Below are 21490 nucleotides of genomic sequence, written 5' to 3' on the forward strand. Positions count from 1 at the left end.
AAGAGTTGCTTACCAAGCAATTGTTTAGAACGTTAACCAGATAAGAGGCATTGTGCTGTGAATCTAAACGCAACAATCCTCGGCCAGGCCATCGCGTTTGTCCTGTTCGTTCTGTTCTGCATGAAGTATGTATGGCCGCCGTTAATGGCTGCCATCGAAAAACGTCAGAAAGAAATTGCTGACGGTCTCGCTTCCGCAGAACGAGCTAAAAAGGACCTTGACCTTGCACAGGCCAATGCGACCGACCAGCTGAAAAAAGCGAAAGCAGAAGCTCAGGTAATCATCGAACAGGCGAACAAACGCCGTTCCCAGATCCTGGACGAAGCGAAAGCAGAAGCCGAGCAGGAACGTACCAAAATCGTGGCGCAAGCGCAGGCGGAAATTGACGCCGAGCGTAAACGTGCTCGCGAAGAGCTGCGTAAACAAGTGGCTCTGCTGGCTGTTGCCGGCGCCGAGAAAATCATTGAGCGTTCCGTGGATGAAGCTGCTAACAGCGACATCGTGAATAAACTGGTCGCTGAACTGTAAGGAGGAGGGGCTGATGTCTGAATTTGTAACGGTAGCTCGCCCCTACGCCAAAGCAGCTTTTGACTTTGCCGTTGAAAACCAGAGCGTCGATCGCTGGCAGGATATGCTGGTGTTTGCCGCCGAGGTAACTAAAAACGAGCAAATGGCCGAGCTTCTTTCCGGTGCACTGGCACCGGAAACGCTCGCTGAGTCGTTTATCGCCATCTGTGGCGAGCAACTGGACGCCAATGGTCAGAACCTGATTCGGGTGATGGCTGAAAATGGGCGTCTGAAGGTGCTCCCTGATGTTCTTGAGCAGTTTGTTCTGTTGCGTGCAGCCAGCGAGGCTACAGCAGACGTTGAAGTCACGTCTGCAACCGCACTGAGTGAAGAACAGCTCACGAAAATCGGCGCAGCGATGGAAAAACGACTGTCACGTAAAGTGAAGCTGAATTGCAAAATCGATAAGTCTGTAATGGCAGGCGTGATCATCCGAGCGGGTGATACTGTGATTGATGGCAGCGTTCGCGGCCGTCTTGAACGCCTTGCAGACGTCTTGCAGTCTTAAGGGGACTGGAGCATGCAACTGAATTCCACCGAAATCAGCGAACTGATCAAGCAGCGCATTGCTCAGTTCAGTGTTGTGAGTGAAGCTCACAACGAAGGTACAATTGTTTCTGTAAGTGACGGTGTTATCCGCATCCACGGCCTGGCCGATTGTATGCAGGGTGAGATGATCTCCCTGCCGGGTAACCGTTACGCTATCGCACTGAACCTGGAGCGTGACTCCGTGGGTGCAGTTGTGATGGGTCCGTACGCTGACCTTGCCGAAGGCATGAAGGTTAAATGTACTGGCCGTATTCTTGAAGTACCGGTTGGCCGTGGCCTGCTGGGTCGCGTGGTTAACACGCTGGGTGCGCCGATTGACGGTAAAGGTCCTGTTGATAACGATGGCTTCTCGCCAATCGAAGTTATCGCCCCGGGCGTTATCGATCGTCAGTCTGTCGATCAGCCTGTACAGACGGGTTATAAATCCGTTGACGCCATGATCCCAATCGGACGTGGACAGCGTGAGTTGATCATCGGTGACCGTCAGACCGGTAAAACGGCGATGGCAATCGACGCAATCATCAACCAGCGTGATTCCGGCATCAAATGTGTGTACGTGGCTATTGGCCAGAAAGCATCCACCATTTCCAACGTAGTCCGTAAACTGGAAGAACATGGTGCGCTGTCCAACACTATCGTTGTTGTGGCAACAGCTTCTGAATCTGCTGCTCTGCAATACCTGGCACCCTATGCCGGTTGCGCAATGGGCGAATACTTCCGTGACCGCGGTGAAGATGCGTTGATCGTTTACGATGACCTGTCTAAACAGGCTGTCGCTTACCGTCAGGTGTCCCTGCTGCTCCGTCGTCCGCCAGGACGTGAAGCATTCCCGGGCGACGTATTCTACCTCCACTCTCGTCTGCTGGAGCGCGCATCTCGCGTAAATGCTGAATACGTTGAGAACTTCACCAAAGGTGAAGTGAAAGGTAAAACCGGTTCCCTGACTGCACTGCCGATCATCGAAACCCAGGCGGGTGACGTTTCTGCGTTCGTTCCGACCAACGTAATTTCTATTACTGATGGTCAGATCTTCCTGGAAACTAACCTGTTTAACTCCGGTATTCGTCCGGCGGTTAACCCGGGTATTTCTGTATCGCGTGTGGGTGGTGCAGCACAGACCAAGATCATCAAGAAACTGTCCGGTGGTATTCGTACCGCGCTGGCGCAGTATCGTGAACTGGCAGCGTTCTCTCAGTTCGCTTCCGATCTTGACGAAGCAACCCGTAAACAGCTGAGCCACGGTCAGAAAGTGACCGAGCTGCTGAAGCAGAAACAGTATGCACCTATGTCTGTTGCTCAGCAGGGCCTGGTGCTGTTCGCGGCTGAACGCGGTTACCTCGAAGATGTGGAACTGGCGAAAATCGGTAGCTTCGAAGCCGCGCTGCTGGCTTACGTCGACCGTGATCACGCTCCGCTGATGCAAGAGATCAACCAGTCCGGTGGCTATAACGACGAAATCGAAGGCAAGCTGAAAAGCATCCTCGATTCCTTCAAAGCAACCCAGTCCTGGTAACGTCCGGCGGCTTGCCTTAGGGCAGGCCGCAAGGCATTGAGGAGAAGCTCATGGCCGGCGCAAAAGAGATACGTAGTAAGATCGCAAGCGTCCAGAACACGCAAAAGATCACTAAAGCGATGGAGATGGTCGCCGCTTCCAAAATGCGTAAATCGCAGGACAGAATGGCGGCCAGCCGTCCTTATGCAGATACTATGCGCAAAGTAATTGGTCACCTTGCGAACGGTAATCTGGAATATAAGCACCCCTACCTGGAAGAACGCGACGTTAAACGCGTGGGCTACCTGGTAGTGTCGACCGACCGTGGTCTGTGTGGTGGTTTGAACATTAACCTGTTCAAAAAACTGCTGGCGGATATGAAAGCGTGGTCCGATAAAGGCGTTCAAAGCGAACTCGCGATGATCGGCTCTAAAGGCGTCTCTTTCTTTAATTCCGTAGGTGGCAACGTTGTCGCTCAGGTAACCGGCATGGGAGATAACCCTTCCCTGTCCGAACTGATCGGCCCGGTAAAAGTCATGTTGCAAGCCTACGACGAAGGTCGTCTCGACAAGCTTTATATTGTTAGCAACAAATTTATCAACACCATGTCTCAGGCGCCGACTATCACTCAGCTGCTGCCGTTACCGGCTGCAGAAGATGAAGAGTTGAAGCGTAAATCCTGGGATTATCTGTATGAACCTGATCCGAAAGCGCTGCTGGATACACTTCTGCGTCGTTACGTTGAATCTCAGGTTTATCAGGGTGTTGTGGAAAACCTGGCCAGCGAGCAGGCCGCACGTATGGTGGCGATGAAAGCCGCGACCGACAATGGCGGCAGCCTGATTAAAGAGCTGCAGTTGGTATACAACAAAGCTCGTCAGGCCAGCATTACTCAGGAACTCACCGAAATCGTCGGTGGTGCATCCGCGGTATAACCAGGTTAATTCGTAGAGGATTCAAGATGGCTACTGGAAAAATTGTCCAGGTAATCGGCGCCGTAGTTGACGTCGAATTCCCTCAGGATGCCGTACCGCGCGTGTACGATGCTCTTGAGGTTAAAAACGGTAACGAGACTCTGGTGCTGGAAGTTCAGCAGCAGCTCGGCGGCGGTATCGTGCGTACCATCGCCATGGGTTCTTCAGACGGTCTGCGTCGTGGTCTGGAAGTGAATGACCTTGCGCACCCGATCGAAGTCCCGGTAGGTAAAGCAACACTGGGCCGTATCATGAACGTGCTCGGTCAGCCGATCGATATGAAAGGCGACATTGGTGAAGAAGAGCGTTGGGCTATTCACCGCTCTGCACCGACTTATGAAGAGCTGTCCAGCTCTCAGGAACTGCTGGAAACCGGCATCAAAGTTATCGACCTGATGTGTCCGTTCGCGAAGGGCGGTAAAGTTGGTCTGTTTGGTGGTGCGGGCGTAGGTAAAACCGTAAACATGATGGAGCTGATCCGTAACATCGCGATCGAGCACTCCGGTTACTCTGTGTTTGCGGGCGTGGGTGAACGTACTCGTGAGGGTAACGACTTCTACCACGAAATGACCGACTCCAACGTTCTGGATAAAGTATCCCTGGTTTACGGCCAGATGAACGAGCCGCCGGGAAACCGTCTGCGCGTCGCACTGACCGGTCTGACCATGGCAGAGAAGTTCCGTGACGAAGGTCGTGACGTTCTGCTGTTCGTCGACAACATCTACCGTTATACCCTCGCCGGTACTGAAGTATCCGCACTGCTGGGCCGTATGCCTTCAGCGGTAGGTTACCAGCCGACGCTGGCGGAAGAGATGGGTGTTCTGCAGGAACGTATCACCTCGACCAAAACCGGTTCTATTACCTCTGTTCAGGCGGTATACGTACCTGCAGATGACTTGACTGACCCGTCTCCGGCAACCACCTTTGCGCACCTTGATGCAACCGTGGTACTGAGCCGTCAGATCGCTTCTCTGGGTATCTACCCGGCTGTTGACCCGCTGGACTCCACCAGCCGTCAGCTGGATCCGCTGGTTGTAGGTCAGGAACACTACGACACCGCGCGTGGCGTACAGTCTCTGCTGCAACGTTATCAGGAACTGAAAGACATTATCGCCATCCTGGGTATGGATGAACTGTCAGAAGACGACAAACTGGTGGTAGCTCGCGCTCGTAAGATCCAGCGCTTCCTGTCCCAGCCGTTCTTCGTTGCGGAAGTATTCACCGGTTCTCCGGGTAAATACGTTTCCCTGAAAGACACCATCCGTGGCTTTAAAGGCATCATGGAAGGCGAATACGATCACCTGCCAGAGCAGGCGTTCTACATGGTTGGTTCCATCGAAGAAGCAGTGGAAAAAGCCAAAAAACTTTAACGCCTTAATCGGAGGGTGATATGGCAATGACTTACCACCTGGACGTCGTCAGCGCAGAGCAACAAATGTTCTCTGGTCTGGTCGAAAAAATCCAGGTAACGGGTAGTGAAGGTGAACTGGGTATCTTCCCGGGTCACGCACCGCTGCTCACCGCCATTAAGCCTGGTATGATCCGCATCGTAAAACAGTTCGGTCATGAAGAGTTTATCTATCTGTCCGGCGGCATTCTTGAAGTGCAGCCGAGCAGCGTGACCGTACTGGCTGATACCGCTATTCGTGGCCAGGATCTCGACGAAGCGCGAGCCCTGGAGTCGAAACGCAAAGCCGAAGAGCACATTAAGGGCTCTCACGGCGATGTCGACTACGCTCAGGCGTCTGCGGAGCTGGCGAAAGCTATTGCGAAACTGCGTGTTATCGAGTTGACCAAAAAAGCGATGTAACACCGGCTTAAAGTCAAAAAGCCAGTCTGGTTTCCAGGCTGGCTTTTTTTATGGTTGCGTTTCAGTAAAGTTAAAACTGAAAAGGTATTTTATTATTTTGTGATGAGTATCACAAAAATGTTGATCGGTTAAATAATGAGGCGTAGACTTCTTTTTGTGAAGTTCATCACAGAAAATTATCTCCGGTAAACCAGGAAACCATTATGAAACTGATCAACAAAATCATCGCTCTCTTCAGCAACATGAACATCTCTTTCGGTACGTTCAATCATTAATGCTGATATGCTGAGTGGCGCCGCGCTTACCGTTGTGTGATAAGCGAGCGCCATCTGCTACATCTTCAACTCTGCCAGCACTTTTTTACTGTCCAGTTCCTGCTGTAACGAATTCACACTCTTGCCGTTGACGATAAAGTAATTCGTCGCGTCAATATTCCCCACCACCGCATCATCATATTTCCCCGGCTGACTGCGTACAGAAACATTGCCCTTAAAGACTCCTTGTGTAGACGCATTGCCATAAGGACTAGGGCGGAAAATGAAGTTAAATCGTTGATTATCTAAAGCGATGTTATTTTCAACCACCAGCTTACCTGGGTTAAAGTTATCGGTAAAACCGTCCAGATGATTGCCCAAAGCCTTACTGTTACGCACCTGGTGCGCGACAGGCTGCCCTTCTCCCCCGAGCTTGAAGCCGTTGCTGGTGTTATTGCTGGCAATGGAATTCTCGATAACTACAACACCATTGCCGCCATCTTCAATTTTATTAAACAGATCGAAACCATCGTCAATATTGTCATGAGAGTAGCAGCGCTCCAGCCTGTTTCCCTCGCCAACGCGCATTTTGACCGCAAAACCATCTGCATTAATTTTCCCGGGATCTTCATTTCCCCAGGACTCTGAGTCGATGACGCGGTTGTAACTCGCCCATAAGGGGCGGCCGATTTTTTCAGGTGATGAAATCTGGATCCCGGTGTCGTCATTACGCCAGGCGACCACTTTTTCGACCAGATTGTGGCTCCCCTGGATGCGCAGACTTTTATCCGTTACTTCTATGCCTTTGATATGCCAGTAGTTGGCATCTACTAATAGCCCATGGATCACCACTTTTCCCTCGGCTTGTAACGTCTTAGGCTTGCCCTTCAGGCCGCTGGCGGTTAACGGAATCTGTGATTGCGGGTAATCTCCGGCTTTCAAGGCGAGCGTACCCCCTGGCGGCAACAGGGTAACGGCGGTCGCCAGATCCATGGGTGATGACGTTGTTCCTTCTCCGTCCGCTTTCCCGTCCACTGCAACATGAAGTGTTGTGGCGGTTGTCGCCGCCACTCTTTCTACGTGGATCGTCTGCGTAACGGGGGCAATCTTGTCGGCATTGGTAGGAGTAAAGGTCACAACAAAGGTGCTGTCCGTGGCAAGGGTTGCAGGCAATGAATACATCTCTCCTGCTTTTACCGCTTTATCATTACCGATCACCACTTCGTTTTGCCGCACATTAAACAGGCCATCGTAATTGGCACGTGCCTGTACGGTATATTTTTCGCTGATACTCCGCGCGGGCGAGGCCATTTGAACGATAAGGGGCAACGGTTGTGCCTGCCAGGAAGGAGAAGCGACGGTTTGCGCTTTGCTGGTGGTAAGCGAAGCATCAGTCACCACAATTTTCGCATTACGCGAAGCAAAGAAACCGACGTAATAACTGGTTTTGTTCTGAACGGAAATCAAATCGGCGTGGGGGATTTTTTTGCTCACCCACTGATCACTACCCAGTGGCGCCCAGGCGCTGATAAAACCGTCATTAGTGCGCTCCAGTTTGAGTTTGAAGGTCGGCGTCTGACGCAGATCCACCTCTTCCCGGTACGTTTGTTTGGTAATGGTTGCGCCGGCATTGCCCCAGGGTTTACTGATTCCTTCACGAGAAATCGCTTGCATCTTCACGCGAAAGTGATCCTTTTTATCCTGCGTCATGATCGCATTCATCACCATGTTCGAGGCTGCAGGAAACTCTTCATATCCCTCTTTGAGCGGTTGCTGTCGCGGGTTGCCGAGAATATCACGCACCATCAGCCCGGCACCTTCTTGTGCGGCGGGGTTGGCGCTATTCTCCGGGCCAAATTGTTCAACGGTGATCGTCGCCTGTAAGACAAAATTCTCATTGCCGGACAACGGGGTATAGAAGAAGGTCAGGCCATCGTGGGCGTTGGCAATCTTCCCACCCCGGCTTTCAATTGTTACAGGGCGGGAAAGCGTGGTGGTGTCCGCTTCGGTGAGGGTTTTTCCGTCTATGGTGACATTGTTAGTGCCGATTTTTTCAGGCAATACGTTGGAGGAAAAATTGAGGTCGGTCGACTGCCCAAAGGCAATGGCTTTCCACACAGGCGCGGATGCAGCCAGTGCAGAAGCGGGAATAAGGGCACTGCAAAGCGTTAAAGCCAGAGGTATTTTATAATTCATTTTATTCTCCTGATTAATGATTGCCCGCCATTATCATCAAGATGAAACACTGTTTCTTTTTTGTGCGTCACACTCTTTGATGATCGAAACACTGTTTTGTTTTTGCGTAATCTTTATTCAGGGTGAAAAAAAACAGCTAACTCTTTGTATAAATTAGCGACGATGTCGAAAGGGGCTGATTTTCAGTGTCAAACACATTTACTCTGCCGCTAAAATAGCCCTCAAATGTGCCGTAATGGTGGATGTTGCACATTTCAACAGCATCCCATTTCATGCTACAAAATATGTAGAATTTTCAACGTGAAAGAGTTTAACTTCTCACTCAAATGACAGTCAGGACGCGTATGTTGAACACAAAAATGAGTGTGGTGATCCTTGCCGCGGGCAAAGGCACACGCATGTATTCCGATCTTCCAAAAGTGCTGCATACCCTTGCAGGGAAGTCGATGGTCCAGCATGTCATTGATGCTGCTACAAATCTTGGCGCAAATAACGTTCATCTGGTTTATGGTCATGGCGGCGATCTGCTTAAAGACGCGTTACAGGACAATAAACTCAACTGGGTCCTGCAAGCTGAACAGCTGGGCACGGGTCATGCCATGCAGCAGGCCGTACCGTTCTTCGCGGATGATGAAGACATTCTCATGCTTTACGGCGACGTACCGCTGATTTCGGTTGAAACGCTGCAGCGCCTGCGCGACGCGAAACCGCAAGGTGGCATCGGTTTACTGACGGTAAAACTGGATGATCCAACCGGTTATGGGCGTATTACCCGCGAAAAGGGGATTATCACCGGCATTGTTGAGCAAAAAGATGCCACTGACGCGCAACGGCAGATTCAGGAAATCAATACCGGTATTCTGGTCGCCAATGGTGCTGATCTGAAGCGCTGGCTCGGCACTCTTACCAACAATAATGCACAGGGTGAATACTACATCACCGACATCATCAGCGTCGCTTACCACGAAGGGCGTGAAATTGTGGCGGTTCATCCGCAGCGCCTGAGTGAAGTGGAAGGGGTGAATAACCGTCTGCAATTGTCGCGTCTGGAGCGCGCTTACCAGTCTGAACAAGCTGAGCGGCTGCTGCTGGCGGGCGTGATGCTGCGCGATCCGTCCCGCTTTGACCTGCGCGGCGTGCTGGAGCACGGGCGGGACATTGAGATTGATGCTAACGTGATTATTGAAGGCCACGTCAGGCTGGGCAACCGCGTTAAAATTGGCGCGGGCTGCATCATTAAAAACAGTGACATTGGCGATGACTGCGAAATCAGTCCGTACAGTGTGGTTGAAGATGCCCGTCTGGAGACGGCCTGCACCATTGGCCCGTTTGCGCGTTTACGTCCCGGCGCGGAACTGCTGGCTGGCGCGCATGTCGGCAATTTTGTCGAAATGAAAAAAGCGCGCCTGGGGAAAGGCTCTAAAGCAGGCCATCTGACCTATCTTGGCGATGCAGAGATTGGCGATAACGTGAATATCGGCGCGGGTACTATCACCTGCAACTATGATGGCGCCAACAAGCACAAGACCGTAATTGGCGATGATGTTTTCGTCGGCTCCGATAGCCAACTGGTCGCTCCGGTCACGGTGGCAAAAGGCGCAACCATTGCTGCCGGCACGACAGTAACGCGCAACGTCGGCGAAAATGAACTGGTGATAAGCCGTGTACCGCAGGTGCAAAAAGCGGGCTGGCGCCGCCCGGTGAAGAAAAAATAATGTCTCGCTTCAGGCCGGATAAGCCTTATGCCATCCGGCCCTCTTTTCAGGGTTGAGGGGAAAGATAATTCCCCCGCCCGCAAAGCAGTACCTATAAAAATAACCCCACTCTCTACAAGGCTCGGGGCGTCCGGAAACGGATACAACACGGAATACTTCGTGTAAACAGGTTGGCGACAACACAAGGCATAATGCCAAAATCGGAATCTTAAAATATGTGTGGAATTGTTGGCGCAGTCGCGCAGCGTGATGTTGCAGAAATCCTTCTCGAAGGTTTACGTCGTCTGGAATACCGTGGATACGACTCTGCCGGTCTGGCAGTGGTTGATGCAGAAGGGCATATGACCCGCTTGCGCCGCCTGGGTAAAGTTCAGATGCTCTCTCAGGCAGCGGAAGAACACCCGTTGCATGGAGGAACCGGTATCGCCCATACACGTTGGGCTACGCACGGTGAGCCTTCCGAAGGCAATGCGCATCCCCATGTTTCTGACCATATTGTTGTGGTGCATAACGGCATCATTGAAAACCACGAGCCATTGCGTGAAATGCTGCAGACGCGCGGTTATGTGTTTGTTTCTGAAACAGACACCGAAGTCATTGCGCACCTGGTTCACTGGGAGCTGGAGCAGGGCGGTACGCTGCGCGAAGCCGTACTGCGCACCATTCCCCAACTGCGTGGCGCATACGGCACGGTGATTATGGATACTCGCGATCCGGGCACGCTGCTGGCGGCCCGTTCCGGTAGCCCGCTGGTTATCGGTCTGGGTATGGGCGAAAACTTTATCGCCTCTGATCAGCTGGCATTACTGCCGGTCACCCGCCGCTTTATTTTCCTCGAAGAGGGCGATATCGCCGAAGTGACCCGCCGTTCTGTTACCGTATTTGATAAATCTGGCGCGCAAGTTAAACGCCCGGATATTGAATCCAATTTGCAATACGACGCGGGTGATAAAGGCATTTACCGCCATTACATGCAAAAAGAGATCTATGAACAGCCGAACGCCATCAAAAACACGCTGACCGGCCGCATCAGCCACGGTGAAGTGGATCTGAGCGAACTGGGGCCTAAAGCGAACGAGCTGTTGTCCAAAGTTGAACATATTCAAATTGTTGCCTGCGGCACTTCCTATAACTCAGGTATGGTTTCACGCTACTGGTTCGAAGCTCTGGCGGGCGTACCCTGTGATGTCGAAATTGCCTCTGAGTTCCGTTATCGTAAATCTGCGGTACGCCGTAACAGTCTGATGATCACGCTCTCCCAGTCCGGTGAAACCGCCGATACGCTGGCGGCGCTGCGTCTGTCAAAAGAGCTTGGGTATCTGGGGTCGCTGGCGATTTGCAACGTACCTGGGTCATCACTGGTGCGCGAATCCGATTTGGCCATGATGACCAATGCCGGTACTGAAATCGGTGTCGCCTCAACCAAAGCGTTCACCACGCAGTTAACGGTGTTATTGATGCTGGTGGCGAAGCTGAGCCGTCTGAAAGGACAGGATGCGTCTATTGAGCATGACATCGTTCACGGTCTGCAGGCGCTGCCGAGCCGCATTGAGCAAATGCTGTCGCAGGATAAGCGCATTGAAGCGCTGGCCGAGGACTTCTCTGATAAACATCACGCGCTGTTCCTCGGCCGTGGCGATCAGTATCCGATTGCGCTGGAAGGCGCATTGAAACTGAAAGAGATCTCCTACATTCATGCGGAAGCTTACGCTGCTGGTGAGCTGAAACACGGCCCGCTGGCCTTGATCGACGCCGATATGCCAGTGATCGTGGTAGCGCCAAACAACGAACTGCTGGAAAAACTGAAGTCTAATATCGAAGAGGTTCGCGCCCGTGGCGGCGTACTGTATGTCTTTGCCGATCAGGATGCCGGTTTTAGCAGTAGCGACAATCTGCACATCATTGAGATGCCGCATGTTGAAGAGACAATTGCTCCTATCTTCTATACCGTGCCGCTGCAATTGCTGGCCTACCACGTCGCGCTGATCAAAGGCACTGACGTTGACCAGCCGCGTAACCTGGCGAAATCGGTGACAGTAGAATAATCCGATAATACGGTTCTGCGGCCTTTGTGGCCGCTGTTTTAACCGTAATGTAAACAAATCCGGTCATGCTCCTGAAAAAAGCATACCGGATTTTTTTTATGTTAAGCCCAACACATGTACTCCGTCGACCTGACCGTGCCCTGGGGGAATCTCAGCTTCTCCTGCTCATAATTTTACCAGGGGAGTACGCATGATTACCCGTATTACCGCCAGCGTGGCGGCCGCTCCCGATCTGCTTTTCTGGAAAATGGCCGGCAGCGAATCCCTGTGCGAGCCGTTTGAATACGCGCTTACGTTGCTTGGCGAAGACGCGCGCATTGATCGTAGCCAGATCCTTGGAAAGTCCGTCAGCGTTGAGATCCCCGCGAAGGGAGCGAATGCAACACGCTTTATTAATGGTAAGGCGACAAGCGTGGCCGTTTCATCAATAGAGCTTGCCGGAACGCGATATGCGGCTTATCAACTGACCGTTGAGCCCGATCTCTGGCCAATGCGACTGGAGCGTAATATGCGCATTTTTCAGGCGCAGACGGTTCCGCAAATTGTCCAGACCATGCTGTCGGAACACCACGTTAAAGTGGATAACCAACTCGCAGAAAGTTATCGGGTTTGGGAATATTGCGTTCAATATCAGGAAAGTAGCCTGGATTTTATTCGCAGACTAATGGAGCTGGAAGGGATTAGCTGGTACTTTCGCCACGAAGCGGAGAGCCATACGCTGGTGCTGGCGGATTCTGGTTCCGTTTTCCCCACTGCGGCGGGTTATGACGTCATACCTTATATTCAGACGCCGGCTGGCGGCGTGGCGGATTATGAAGGCATCAGTCAATGGTCTATGGAAGATCGCGTGACCCCGGGCATTTTCAGCACGGAAGATTACGACTTTCGCAAGCCCAACGCCTGGCTCTTTCAGGCGCGGCAAAATCCGGCATCACCTTCACCTGGGCGCATTGATGTCTATGAGTGGCCTGGCCGTTTTGTGGAGCAGAGCGATGGCGAATATTACGCCCGTATCAAGCAGGAGCGCTGGCAGGTTGATCACCAGCAGACAACCGGTACCGCTACCGCCATCGGGATTGCGCCCGGCCATACGTTCCAGCTGATCCATGCCCCTTTTGCGCAAGATAATGGCGATTATCTGGTAACAAAAACCTGGCTTCAGATTGAAGAGAACCGCTACGCCAGCGGCGATGAAGGTGACAGTTCAAGGCTGATAAGCTTCAGTGTGATCCCCGCCTCGCTGGTGTACAGACCTGAGCAAAAAACAGCATGGCCACGGACATATGGCCCGCAAACTGCTCGCGTCGTGGGGCCTGCAGGGGAAACCATCTGGACGGATAAATACGGGCGCGTGAAGGTAAAGTTTCACTGGGACCGGCTGGGAAGCAGTGATGAAAACAGTTCCTGCTGGGTGCGCGTATCCAGTGCGTGGGCTGGCCAGGGGTTTGGTGGTGTGCAGATCCCGCGTGTTGGCGATGAAGTGGTGATTGATTTTATTAATGGCGATCCCGATCGCCCCATCGTCACTGGGCGCGTTTATAACGAGGCTAATATGCCGCCCTGGACGCTGCCCGCCGCAGCAACGGTGATGGGCTTCATGACACGCTCAAAAACCGGCAACTGCGACAATGCCAGTTACCTGTTGTTTGAAGATAAACTCGGTGCTGAACGTATCGATTTGCACGCCGAAAAGGACATGAACGTCACGGTCGAAAATGACCAGATGATCACCGTTGACGGTAACCGTAGCCTGACGGTGCAAGGCGAATTAAAGGATGAAATAACCAAAAAGGCGGATTTCAAATATCACGCTACCCGCACCACAGACGTCGACGATAAAGAGACGCGCACTGTGGGAAATGGCGAAGAAACGACTATCGCCAATGGCCGTATCCTGAACGTCACCAGCGGCGGAGAAACCATTACCGTAAAAGGCAATCATAGTGAAGATATTGATGGCACACTGTCGCAGCACGCTACTGGCCTGGTGAGCTATACCTTTGATAATGGCGTAAAGGCGTTTATCACTGGCGATCGTGCAGAGCATATCTCGCAGAACCTGACACAAACCCTGCAGGGAAATCAGGTCACGACCATTGAAGGATCGTGGACGCAGAAAATCGCGCAGGGGGCGACAATCTCCTCGCCAAAATTAATTACCATCCAAAGTGATGAAAAGGTGCATATCAAAACACCACATGCGCTTGAATACAAAGATCATAAAGAAACGGTGTCATTGTTTTCTTTTGATTTCACTGCGCTCAAGGTGGTGACAGAAGGCGCGTCATTTACCGCCACGGCCATAAGTAAGGTGGGGTTAACCAATTTGAAGTTCGACAAATCGGCGTTTGATTTGGCGTCCAGCGAAGGTCGGGTGGCGTTTACCAATGCCATGATGCAATACGGCCAGGTTATGGCCTCGGTGCATGGTATCACGATGTTTATGTAAGGGATTGAAAGCATGAAAGTTACGATTATTTTTTCCGTGATATTTATTGTCGGCATGGTGGCTTACATCGTGTATCTCTTTAATCGCGATCATAAAATCCAGACACTGGGCCGGGAGATGCAGGCTACGGTTGAAGATGTCAGTTATATCAGTTCAAACGATAACGGCACGATTAATATAAAATACCGGCTGGCGCTCAACGAGGGTGAAACGCCGAGGTCTGTAGAAGGAAAAGAGACAATTTCCGCCTTTAATGCCGCAAAGATACAGAAAGGCAATAAAGTGGATATAAAGTACCTTGATGATCAACACATTCTGTTTGTTTTTGATAAACAGCAGATGCCGGGAAGTTAGCTGCTAAAGGAAGCGAGGCTACTCTTCGGCAGCCTCATCTGGCTTATTTAATTTTACGGCTGAGATCGTCAAGCTTACTTTCCAGCGATCGGACGCTGCGCGCTAATTCATCAACGTTGCGGCTTAATTCATCATTTCGCTTTTCCAGTTTCTGGTTGTCGCGTGTAATGTCCGACAGCATTTTTTTCATCTCTTCGATGTCTCTTTTCTGCTTCGGCGCATCTTCCTGAATATCTCTCAGTTTGCTGACTCTCAGTTCGGACGAGGGGCCGATGGTTTCGTTACCCGCGCTGTCTCTGGCCCCAAAAATGGCGACAGAGTTTGATTCATTACCGTTCGTGTTCAGATAAACCGCTTTGCTGGCGGCATGTCCATATGTTGCAGGCAAAAACGTAAGCAGCCCGATAGCGACAGTTACTGATTTGATCATTCTCATTCCTTAATATTCAATATTTTGCGTCAAAAAGGGGGCCACATCACCGCTATATAAATACGAAACATAGGGTCTTGTCTGCTACCTCTTCCCGGTAGTCTTGATGCACTAAAAATCGGCGGTGGATGATGGCAAAATCCACAGGAAAGGGATTGCAGGAGGCAAAAAAAGCGGCTTTAGTTCGACAAATGCCTTATGACAAATTCTGATTTTCAACTATTTTTTGAATGTCATAAAAACAAAATATTTCGGTAACAATGCCGTGGTAGGTGCTGTTTAATTTATTGATTTTATTAATTTTTAAATGAGCTGGTGACGATATTTTTCCGTTGTCATTAAACAGTAACATTCATTGCATATAACTGTCATCAAAGTGTCCTATTTTGCTCCGAGTAGCAACTCAAACAACGATTTACGACCCTTGCAGGAGACATTATGAACGTTATGCGTACCACTGTCGCAACTGTTGTCGCCGCGACCTTTTCTCTGAGCGCTTTCGCCGCCAGCGCAGCTGCAAGCCTGACAGGTGCGGGTGCAACTTTCCCGGCGCCGGTGTATGCCAAATGGGCGGATACCTATCAAAAAGAAACCGGTAACAAGATTAACTACCAGGGTATCGGTTCTTCCGGTGGCGTGAAACAAATTACCGCTAAAACAGTGGATTTCGGTGCCTCTGATGCTCCGCTGGCTGACGATAAACTGGCTCAGGAAGGTCTGTTCCAGTTCCCGACCGTTATCGGTGGGATTGTACTGGCTATCAACGTTCCGGGCATCAAATCCGGTGAGCTGGTGCTGGACGGTAAAACGCTGGGTGATATCTACCTGGGCAATATCAAAAAATGGGATGACGCAGCCATTGCGAAACTCAACCCAGGCCTGAAACTGCCTTCACAGAACATTGCTGTCGTTCGTCGTGCCGATGGTTCCGGTACCTCTTTCGTGTTCACCAACTACCTGGCGAAAGTGAACGAAGAGTGGAAATCAAAAGTGGGTTCCGGCTCTACGGTTAACTGGCCGACCGGCCTGGGTGGTAAAGGTAACGACGGTATCGCGGCATTTGTACAACGTCTGCCGGGTTCCATTGGTTATGTTGAATATGCTTATGCTAAGCAAAACAACCTGACCTACACCAAACTGATGTCCGCTGATGGTAAAGCGGTGAGCCCGACGGAGACTAGCTTCTCTAACGCGGCGAAAGATATCGACTGGAGCAAATCTTTTGCTCAGGATCTGACGAACCAGAAAGGCGCAGATGTGTGGCCAATCACCTCTACCACTTTCATCCTGGTACATAAAGAGCAGGCTAAACCGGAACAAGGCGCTGAAGTCCTGAAATTCTTCGACTGGGCGTACAAAAACGGCGGCAAACAAGCGAATGAACTCGACTATGCCACCCTGCCGGAAAGCGTAGTAACCCAGGTTCGCGCAGCTTGGAAAGCCAACGTGAAAGACAGCAGCGGTAAGGCACTGTACTAATAGCAGATTTTTGAAGAATATGGCGGGTGGCGCTTACACCACTCGCCTTACAGATTCTCTGTAGGCCCGTAAGCGTGCACACGCGCCGACGGGCGAATTCGTAAGACGTTAAACTAAAGAGTAATTTATGGCTGCAACCAAGCCGGCATTTAACCCACCGGGTAAAAAAGGCGACATGATCTTCAGCGCACTGGTAAGACTGGCTGCGCTGATTGTGCTATTGCTGCTCAGTGGCATTATCGTTTCTCTGATTTTCTCCGCCTGGCCAAGCATACAGAAGTTTGGTTTCGCGTTTTTATGGACCAAAGAGTGGGATGCGCCGAACGATATCTATGGTGCGCTGGTACCGATTTACGGCACCATCGTGACCTCAGTTATCGCCCTGCTGATCGCGGTTCCTGTTAGTTTTGGTATTGCCCTGTTTCTGACCGAGCTGGCGCCGAACTGGCTGAAACGTCCGCTGGGTATCGCCATTGAACTGCTGGCGGCCATTCCAAGTATAGTTTATGGCATGTGGGGCCTGTTTATCTTCGCTCCGCTGTTCGCCACCTATTTCCAGGAGCCGGTGGGCAATGTGCTCTCCAATATTCCATTTGTGGGGGCGCTGTTTGAAGGCCCGGCGTTTGGTATTGGCATTCTGGCGGCCGGGGTGATCCTCGCTATTATGATTATTCCGTACATTGCGGCAGTGATGCGCGATGTCTTTGAACAAACGCCGGTGATGATGAAAGAGTCGGCTTATGGCATTGGCTGCACCACGTGGGAAGTGATATGGCGCATCGTGTTGCCGTTCACCAAAAACGGGGTCATAGGCGGCGTTATGCTGGGGCTTGGCCGCGCACTGGGTGAAACCATGGCGGTGACCTTTATCATCGGTAACACCTATCAGCTCGACAGCGCTTCGCTGTTTATGCCGGGCAACAGCATTACCTCCGCGCTGGCGAATGAGTTTGCCGAAGCCGAATCTGGATTGCATGTAGCGGCACTGATGGAGCTGGGCCTGATCCTGTTCGTGATCACCTTTATTGTGCTGGCCATCTCGAAAGTGATGATCCTGCGTCTGGCAAAAAATGAGGGGGCACGCTGATGGCTACGCTTGAAATGCAAAGCACGGCAGAGCTGGCCGAATCACGTCGTAAAATGCAGGCGCGTCGCCGTCTGAAAAACCGGATTGCATTGACATTGTCGATGGCGACCATGGCATTTGGTTTGTTCTGGCTGGTGTGGATCCTGCTGTCTACCGTCTCACGGGGTTTCGACGGCATGTCTTTGGCACTGTTCACCGAAATGACACCGCCGCCGAATACGGCTGGGGGCGGGCTGGCGAATGCGCTGGCGGGCAGTGGTCTGCTGATCCTTTGGGCGACGGTTATCGGTACACCGCTGGGCATTCTGGCGGGGATTTATCTGGCGGAGTATGGCCGTAAGTCTCTACTGGCGGAAGTGATCCGCTTTATCAATGATATTCTGCTTTCCGCACCGTCGATTGTGGTTGGCCTGTTCGTCTACACCATTGTGGTCGCGCAGATGCAGCACTTCTCCGGCTGGGCTGGCGTGATTGCGCTGGCGCTGTTGCAGGTGCCGATTGTTATCCGTACCACGGAAAACATGCTGAAACTGGTGCCGGACAGTCTGCGTGAAGCGGCGTATGCGCTGGGCACCCCGAAGTGGAAGATGATTGCCTCTATTACCCTGAAAGCCTCTGTCTCGGGGATCATGACCGGTGTACTGCTGGCGGTTGCGCGTATTGCGGGTGAAACTGCCCCGCTGCTGTTTACGGCACTCTCTAACCAGTTCTGGAGCACCGATATGATGCAGCCTATTGCGAACTTGCCGGTGACGATTTTCAAATTTGCCATGAGCCCGTTTGCCGAATGGCAACAGCTGGCCTGGGCCGGGGTTCTGATTATTACACTCTGTGTACTGTTGCTGAATATTCTGGCGCGCGTGATTTTCGCGAAGAGTAAACACGGTTAATTTTTGCGACGCGGCGACAGCGGCGTCGAGTTGAGGAACGAAATAAATGAGTATGGTTGAGACGACGCCGGGCAAAATTCAGGTTCGTGATTTGAACTTCTATTACGGCAAATTCCATGCACTGAAAAACATCAGCCTGGATATTGCCAAAAATCAGGTGACGGCGTTTATCGGGCCTTCAGGCTGTGGTAAATCAACGCTGCTGCGTACTTTCAATAAAATGTTCGAACTCTATCCGGAGCAGCGCGCCGAAGGCGAGATCCTGCTGGATGGTGACAACATCCTTACCAATACGCAGGATATCGCGCTGTTGCGTGCGAAAGTCGGCATGGTTTTCCAGAAGCCGACGCCGTTCCCGATGTCGATTTACGACAACATCGCTTTTGGTGTGCGTCTGTTTGAAAAGCTCTCCCGTGCCGATATGGACGAACGTGTGCAATGGGCTTTGACCAAGGCCGCATTATGGAATGAAACCAAGGATAAACTTCATCAGAGCGGGTACTCTCTCTCCGGTGGTCAGCAGCAGCGCCTGTGTATTGCTCGTGGGATCGCTATCCGCCCGGAAGTGCTGTTGTTGGATGAGCCGTGTTCGGCACTTGACCCGATTTCAACCGGTCGCATTGAAGAACTGATCACTGAACTGAAACAGGATTACACCGTGGTTATCGTTACCCACAACATGCAGCAGGCTGCGCGTTGTTCCGATCACACGGCATTTATGTACCTCGGTGAACTGATTGAGTTTAGCAATACGGATGATCTGTTCACCAAGCCGAAAAAGAAACAAACCGAAGACTACATTACCGGGCGCTACGGTTGATATGCCCGAGCCGCAAAGGTTTAAGCAACCTTGTATTCACGAGAATTTTGTCGGGCATTTGGAGTTGAACCATGGACAACCTCAACCTTAATAAACATATTTCCGGGCAGTTCAACGCTGAGCTGGAAAGCATTCGCACTCAGGTAATGACCATGGGTGGGATGGTGGAGCAGCAGCTTTCTGATGCGATCACCGCCATGCACAACCAGGACAGCGAGCTGGCAAAGCGCGTTGTTGAAGGCGACAAACAGGTGAATATGATGGAAGTCGCCATCGATGAAGCCTGTGTGCGTATCATTGCTAAACGCCAGCCGACAGCGAGCGATTTGCGTCTGGTGATGGCCATTATCAAGACCATTGCCGAGCTGGAACGTATTGGCGACGTGGCGGATAAAATTTGCCGTACGGCGCTGGAGAAATTTTCTCAACAGCACCAGCCACTGCTGGTGAGCCTGGAGTCGCTGGGTCGCCACACCGTGCAGATGCTGCATGATGTGCTGGATGCATTCGCCCGCATGGATCTGGACGAAGCCGTGCGCATTTACCGCGAAGATAAAAAAGTGGATCAGGAATACGAAGGCATCGTGCGTCAGTTAATGACCTATATGATGGAAGATTCCCGTACTATTCCCAGTGTTCTGACTGCGCTGTTCTGCGCCCGATCTATCGAGCGTATCGGCGACCGTTGCCAGAATATTTGCGAATACATTTTCTACTTCGTGAAGGGACAGGATTTCCGTCACGTGGGTGGTGACGAGCTGGATAAGTTGCTGGCCGGGAAAGACCCAAAGGAATAAAGACTCACGCGTTATCGCTAAAAAGAACCCCCTCGTTGCTGAGGGGGTTTTTGTTTCAGGCTTTCTCCAGCATCCTGGAGGCCATGCTTTCAATATCTTCGCACTGCCACAGCTTCTCACGCCACGGTTGCGGGATGCCCTTCACGCCGTAATAAGCACCAGCAAGCTGGCCGACAATGGCGGCAGTGGTATCTGCATCATCGCCAAGGTTAGTGGCCAGCAGGATCGTCTCTTCAAAATCATGACCCTGCATGAAACACCACAGCGCGGCTTCCAGGCTCTGGACGCAGTAGCCAGTGCCGAAGATGTCCGCCCGTGATTTTTGCAGATAGCGACCTTCTGCAATGTGGCGAAGTTTTTCGGGCTCCGGTAACTGCGGAATAGCCGTCACTATGTCGTGCTTGTTTTTTCCGTTCAGCGCATTTATCAACATTTGAGCAAAAAGGCGGCAACTGGCGACAGCTTCCGGCGCGGCATGCGTGGTGCGTGAGGAGGCTTCGGCATACTCCAGCGCTTGCGTCACATCCGGGTAATACCACAACACCACAGGAGCAAGACGCATCAGCGAGCCGTTACCCGCGGTTCGCGGATCGCTGGAACCGGCAAACGGTTCGCCATCATTGGCGAATTTTTGCAGCGCGCCCGCCACGGTCATGCCGATGTCAAAGCAGTGACCCGTTGAGCTTAAATAACCCCACTTCCACCAGTTCAGATAACGGTTCATCTGATCTTTGGCATCAAAACCGTGGCAAGAAAGCAGGCTCTCAGCCAGACACAGCGCCATCGAGGTATCGTCTGTCCATTGCCCTGCCTGTAAATGAAACGGGCCGCCGCCCACCATATCGCTGACAGGTGGGAAAGAGTCTTTCGGGCTGAACTCCACCGTGGTGCCCACGGCATCGCCAGCGGCGAGCCCAAGAAGGCAACCCTGATAGCGTTCGATCAACTCAGGCATCGGTGTACTCCTTTTGCGTTGTCATCAGGAAAAATCGGCCCACAGCCGCAGTTTTCCGCAGTGTAAACAACGGAATAAATACCCCTGGCAGTCTCCACCATCCCGCAAATATTGCGCTAATTTATCGTATTCAATACCGATCGCGTGGCAGTCAGCATGCAGATCGACAAACTGATCCAGTTTATCGGCAATTTCTTCCCAGCCGACATAACCGACAAAGGCGCAAAAATCGTTGCAGTGTGCCAGCCAGTGCTCTTGTTGCCACCCGCAGTACCCGGGAGTTCGTTCAGTAAGCTCAATCAGGCTGGCCTCAGGCCAGGGGTTTTTGAAACCGGTGAATTCACCTTCATAGTCAAATTCACCTTCTACGCCATCAATGCTGGCTTCATCCTGAAAGCTGCCATCGAATTTTTGCGCAGCAGAGCCGTCTGCAATACACCACGGGCAGAGGTAATCAATCTCTTCTCTGCTATAGAACGGATTGGTGTAATACACCCCGGTCGATTGCTGACAGCAGGCGCATGTGACGATTTTGTCGTCGAAAAAGACCCCCGTTTCAAGGGGTTGAGGGTGATATTTAAATACCGGTAAAGGGCGATTTGCCTGAGCCATAAAAACATCCTGTTT

19 protein-coding genes are annotated in these 21490 nt (G+C 51.8%); 15 read left to right on the plus strand and 4 right to left on the minus strand.

Annotation, left to right across the window (positions count from 1 at the left end; translation table 11 throughout):
• The first annotated feature begins 57 nt into the window (after nt 1–57).
• From atpF to ACUY4S_RS23140, 6 genes are read left to right on the plus strand one after another with little or no spacing between them, the layout of a single operon-like run.
• Complete coding sequence (gene atpF, locus ACUY4S_RS23115; protein ID WP_017458044.1) at nt 58–528, plus strand: F0F1 ATP synthase subunit B; 471 nt, start codon at nt 58–60, stop codon at nt 526–528.
• Nucleotides 529–541: 13 nt separating this feature from the next.
• Nucleotides 542–1075 (plus strand): F0F1 ATP synthase subunit delta, encoded by a 534-nt coding sequence (gene atpH, locus ACUY4S_RS23120; protein WP_312691802.1) that lies wholly within the window; start codon nt 542–544, stop codon nt 1073–1075.
• Nucleotides 1076–1087: 12 nt separating this feature from the next.
• On the plus strand, nt 1088–2629 hold the full coding sequence (gene atpA, locus ACUY4S_RS23125) for a F0F1 ATP synthase subunit alpha (protein WP_064324193.1): 1542 nt from the start codon (nt 1088–1090) through the stop codon (nt 2627–2629).
• Nucleotides 2630–2679: 50 nt separating this feature from the next.
• The gene (gene atpG / locus ACUY4S_RS23130) at nt 2680–3543 is read left to right on the plus strand and encodes a F0F1 ATP synthase subunit gamma (RefSeq protein ID WP_312691797.1); all 864 of its coding nucleotides are present in this window, start codon (nt 2680–2682) and stop codon (nt 3541–3543) included.
• Between the two features lie 26 nt (nt 3544–3569).
• Nucleotides 3570–4952 carry a F0F1 ATP synthase subunit beta gene (gene atpD / locus ACUY4S_RS23135; RefSeq protein WP_312691795.1) on the plus strand — a complete coding sequence of 461 codons (1383 nt, stop codon included), beginning with the start codon at nt 3570–3572 and terminating at the stop codon, nt 4950–4952.
• A 20-nt stretch (nt 4953–4972) separates the two neighbouring features.
• On the plus strand, nt 4973–5392 hold the full coding sequence (locus tag ACUY4S_RS23140) for a F0F1 ATP synthase subunit epsilon (protein WP_312691793.1): 420 nt from the start codon (nt 4973–4975) through the stop codon (nt 5390–5392).
• Nucleotides 5393–5724: 332 nt separating this feature from the next.
• Here ACUY4S_RS23140 and ACUY4S_RS23145 read toward each other — a convergent pair whose 3' ends face one another.
• Nucleotides 5725–7842: a right-handed parallel beta-helix repeat-containing protein gene (locus ACUY4S_RS23145; protein WP_312691791.1), complete on the minus strand. Its 2118-nt coding sequence runs from the start codon at nt 7840–7842 to the stop codon at nt 5725–5727.
• Nucleotides 7843–8186: 344 nt separating this feature from the next.
• Between ACUY4S_RS23145 and glmU the strand changes: the two genes are divergently transcribed.
• From glmU to ACUY4S_RS23165, 4 genes are all read left to right on the plus strand, one after another.
• Nucleotides 8187–9557, plus strand: a complete 1371-nt coding sequence (gene glmU / locus ACUY4S_RS23150; protein WP_458023054.1) for a bifunctional UDP-N-acetylglucosamine diphosphorylase/glucosamine-1-phosphate N-acetyltransferase GlmU — start codon at nt 8187–8189, stop codon at nt 9555–9557.
• Nucleotides 9558–9772: 215 nt separating this feature from the next.
• A complete protein-coding gene (glmS, locus tag ACUY4S_RS23155) occupies nt 9773–11602 on the plus strand; it encodes a glutamine--fructose-6-phosphate transaminase (isomerizing) (protein ID WP_312691787.1) in 1830 nt (609 codons plus the stop codon).
• Nucleotides 11603–11792: 190 nt separating this feature from the next.
• On the plus strand, nt 11793–14051 hold the full coding sequence (locus ACUY4S_RS23160) for a type VI secretion system Vgr family protein (RefSeq protein ID WP_458023055.1): 2259 nt from the start codon (nt 11793–11795) through the stop codon (nt 14049–14051).
• Between the two features lie 12 nt (nt 14052–14063).
• Nucleotides 14064–14405 (plus strand): hypothetical protein, encoded by a 342-nt coding sequence (locus ACUY4S_RS23165; protein ID WP_312691785.1) that lies wholly within the window; start codon nt 14064–14066, stop codon nt 14403–14405.
• A gap of 43 nt (nt 14406–14448) precedes the next feature.
• Here the strand turns inward: ACUY4S_RS23165 and ACUY4S_RS23170 are convergent, their stop codons facing one another.
• The gene (locus ACUY4S_RS23170) at nt 14449–14835 is read right to left on the minus strand and encodes a hypothetical protein (RefSeq protein WP_458023056.1); all 387 of its coding nucleotides are present in this window, start codon (nt 14833–14835) and stop codon (nt 14449–14451) included.
• A gap of 438 nt (nt 14836–15273) precedes the next feature.
• On the opposite strand from ACUY4S_RS23170, the gene pstS reads away from it, so the two are divergent.
• From pstS to phoU, 5 genes are all read left to right on the plus strand, one after another.
• A complete protein-coding gene (gene pstS, locus ACUY4S_RS23175) occupies nt 15274–16314 on the plus strand; it encodes a phosphate ABC transporter substrate-binding protein PstS (protein WP_312691783.1) in 1041 nt (346 codons plus the stop codon).
• 127 nt (nt 16315–16441) lie between these two features.
• Nucleotides 16442–17401, plus strand: a complete 960-nt coding sequence (gene pstC / locus ACUY4S_RS23180; protein WP_312691782.1) for a phosphate ABC transporter permease PstC — start codon at nt 16442–16444, stop codon at nt 17399–17401.
• A complete protein-coding gene (pstA, locus tag ACUY4S_RS23185; RefSeq protein ID WP_312691781.1) occupies nt 17401–18291 on the plus strand; it encodes a phosphate ABC transporter permease PstA in 891 nt (296 codons plus the stop codon). The genes pstC and pstA overlap by 1 nt, the downstream gene beginning before the upstream one ends.
• A gap of 46 nt (nt 18292–18337) precedes the next feature.
• On the plus strand, nt 18338–19111 hold the full coding sequence (gene pstB / locus ACUY4S_RS23190; RefSeq protein ID WP_312691780.1) for a phosphate ABC transporter ATP-binding protein PstB: 774 nt from the start codon (nt 18338–18340) through the stop codon (nt 19109–19111).
• Between the two features lie 71 nt (nt 19112–19182).
• Nucleotides 19183–19908 carry a phosphate signaling complex protein PhoU gene (gene phoU / locus ACUY4S_RS23195; RefSeq protein ID WP_017458061.1) on the plus strand — a complete coding sequence of 242 codons (726 nt, stop codon included), beginning with the start codon at nt 19183–19185 and terminating at the stop codon, nt 19906–19908.
• A gap of 55 nt (nt 19909–19963) precedes the next feature.
• Here the strand turns inward: phoU and ACUY4S_RS23200 are convergent, their stop codons facing one another.
• Both ACUY4S_RS23200 and cbrC read right to left on the minus strand, forming a co-directional pair.
• Complete coding sequence (locus ACUY4S_RS23200; RefSeq protein WP_312691779.1) at nt 19964–20863, minus strand: ADP-ribosylglycohydrolase family protein; 900 nt, start codon at nt 20861–20863, stop codon at nt 19964–19966.
• A gap of 24 nt (nt 20864–20887) precedes the next feature.
• Nucleotides 20888–21475 (minus strand): PF03691 family colicin E2 tolerance protein CbrC, encoded by a 588-nt coding sequence (cbrC, locus tag ACUY4S_RS23205; RefSeq protein ID WP_312691778.1) that lies wholly within the window; start codon nt 21473–21475, stop codon nt 20888–20890.
• Nucleotides 21476–21490 lie beyond the last annotated feature (15 nt).

Source organism: Kosakonia beeri (genome assembly GCF_054165705.1).

What these genes read in the sequence shown, in the direction of transcription:
- ACUY4S_RS23140 (WP_312691793.1), top strand. Translation starts at nt 4,973, where the DNA reads ATGGCAATGACTTACCACCTGGACGTCGTCAGCGCAGAGCAACAAATG.
- atpH (WP_312691802.1), top strand. Translation starts at nt 542, where the DNA reads ATGTCTGAATTTGTAACGGTAGCTCGCCCCTACGCCAAAGCAGCTTTT.
- ACUY4S_RS23170 (WP_458023056.1), bottom strand. Translation starts at nt 14,835, where the DNA reads ATGATCAAATCAGTAACTGTCGCTATCGGGCTGCTTACGTTTTTGCCT.
- phoU (WP_017458061.1), top strand. Translation starts at nt 19,183, where the DNA reads ATGGACAACCTCAACCTTAATAAACATATTTCCGGGCAGTTCAACGCT.
- pstS (WP_312691783.1), top strand. Translation starts at nt 15,274, where the DNA reads ATGAACGTTATGCGTACCACTGTCGCAACTGTTGTCGCCGCGACCTTT.
- ACUY4S_RS23160 (WP_458023055.1), top strand. Translation starts at nt 11,793, where the DNA reads ATGATTACCCGTATTACCGCCAGCGTGGCGGCCGCTCCCGATCTGCTT.
- glmU (WP_458023054.1), top strand. Translation starts at nt 8,187, where the DNA reads ATGTTGAACACAAAAATGAGTGTGGTGATCCTTGCCGCGGGCAAAGGC.
- pstB (WP_312691780.1), top strand. Translation starts at nt 18,338, where the DNA reads ATGAGTATGGTTGAGACGACGCCGGGCAAAATTCAGGTTCGTGATTTG.
- ACUY4S_RS23200 (WP_312691779.1), bottom strand. Translation starts at nt 20,863, where the DNA reads ATGCCTGAGTTGATCGAACGCTATCAGGGTTGCCTTCTTGGGCTCGCC.
- ACUY4S_RS23165 (WP_312691785.1), top strand. Translation starts at nt 14,064, where the DNA reads ATGAAAGTTACGATTATTTTTTCCGTGATATTTATTGTCGGCATGGTG.
- cbrC (WP_312691778.1), bottom strand. Translation starts at nt 21,475, where the DNA reads ATGGCTCAGGCAAATCGCCCTTTACCGGTATTTAAATATCACCCTCAA.
- pstA (WP_312691781.1), top strand. Translation starts at nt 17,401, where the DNA reads ATGGCTACGCTTGAAATGCAAAGCACGGCAGAGCTGGCCGAATCACGT.
- atpA (WP_064324193.1), top strand. Translation starts at nt 1,088, where the DNA reads ATGCAACTGAATTCCACCGAAATCAGCGAACTGATCAAGCAGCGCATT.
- atpG (WP_312691797.1), top strand. Translation starts at nt 2,680, where the DNA reads ATGGCCGGCGCAAAAGAGATACGTAGTAAGATCGCAAGCGTCCAGAAC.
- pstC (WP_312691782.1), top strand. Translation starts at nt 16,442, where the DNA reads ATGGCTGCAACCAAGCCGGCATTTAACCCACCGGGTAAAAAAGGCGAC.
- glmS (WP_312691787.1), top strand. Translation starts at nt 9,773, where the DNA reads ATGTGTGGAATTGTTGGCGCAGTCGCGCAGCGTGATGTTGCAGAAATC.
- ACUY4S_RS23145 (WP_312691791.1), bottom strand. Translation starts at nt 7,842, where the DNA reads ATGAATTATAAAATACCTCTGGCTTTAACGCTTTGCAGTGCCCTTATT.
- atpD (WP_312691795.1), top strand. Translation starts at nt 3,570, where the DNA reads ATGGCTACTGGAAAAATTGTCCAGGTAATCGGCGCCGTAGTTGACGTC.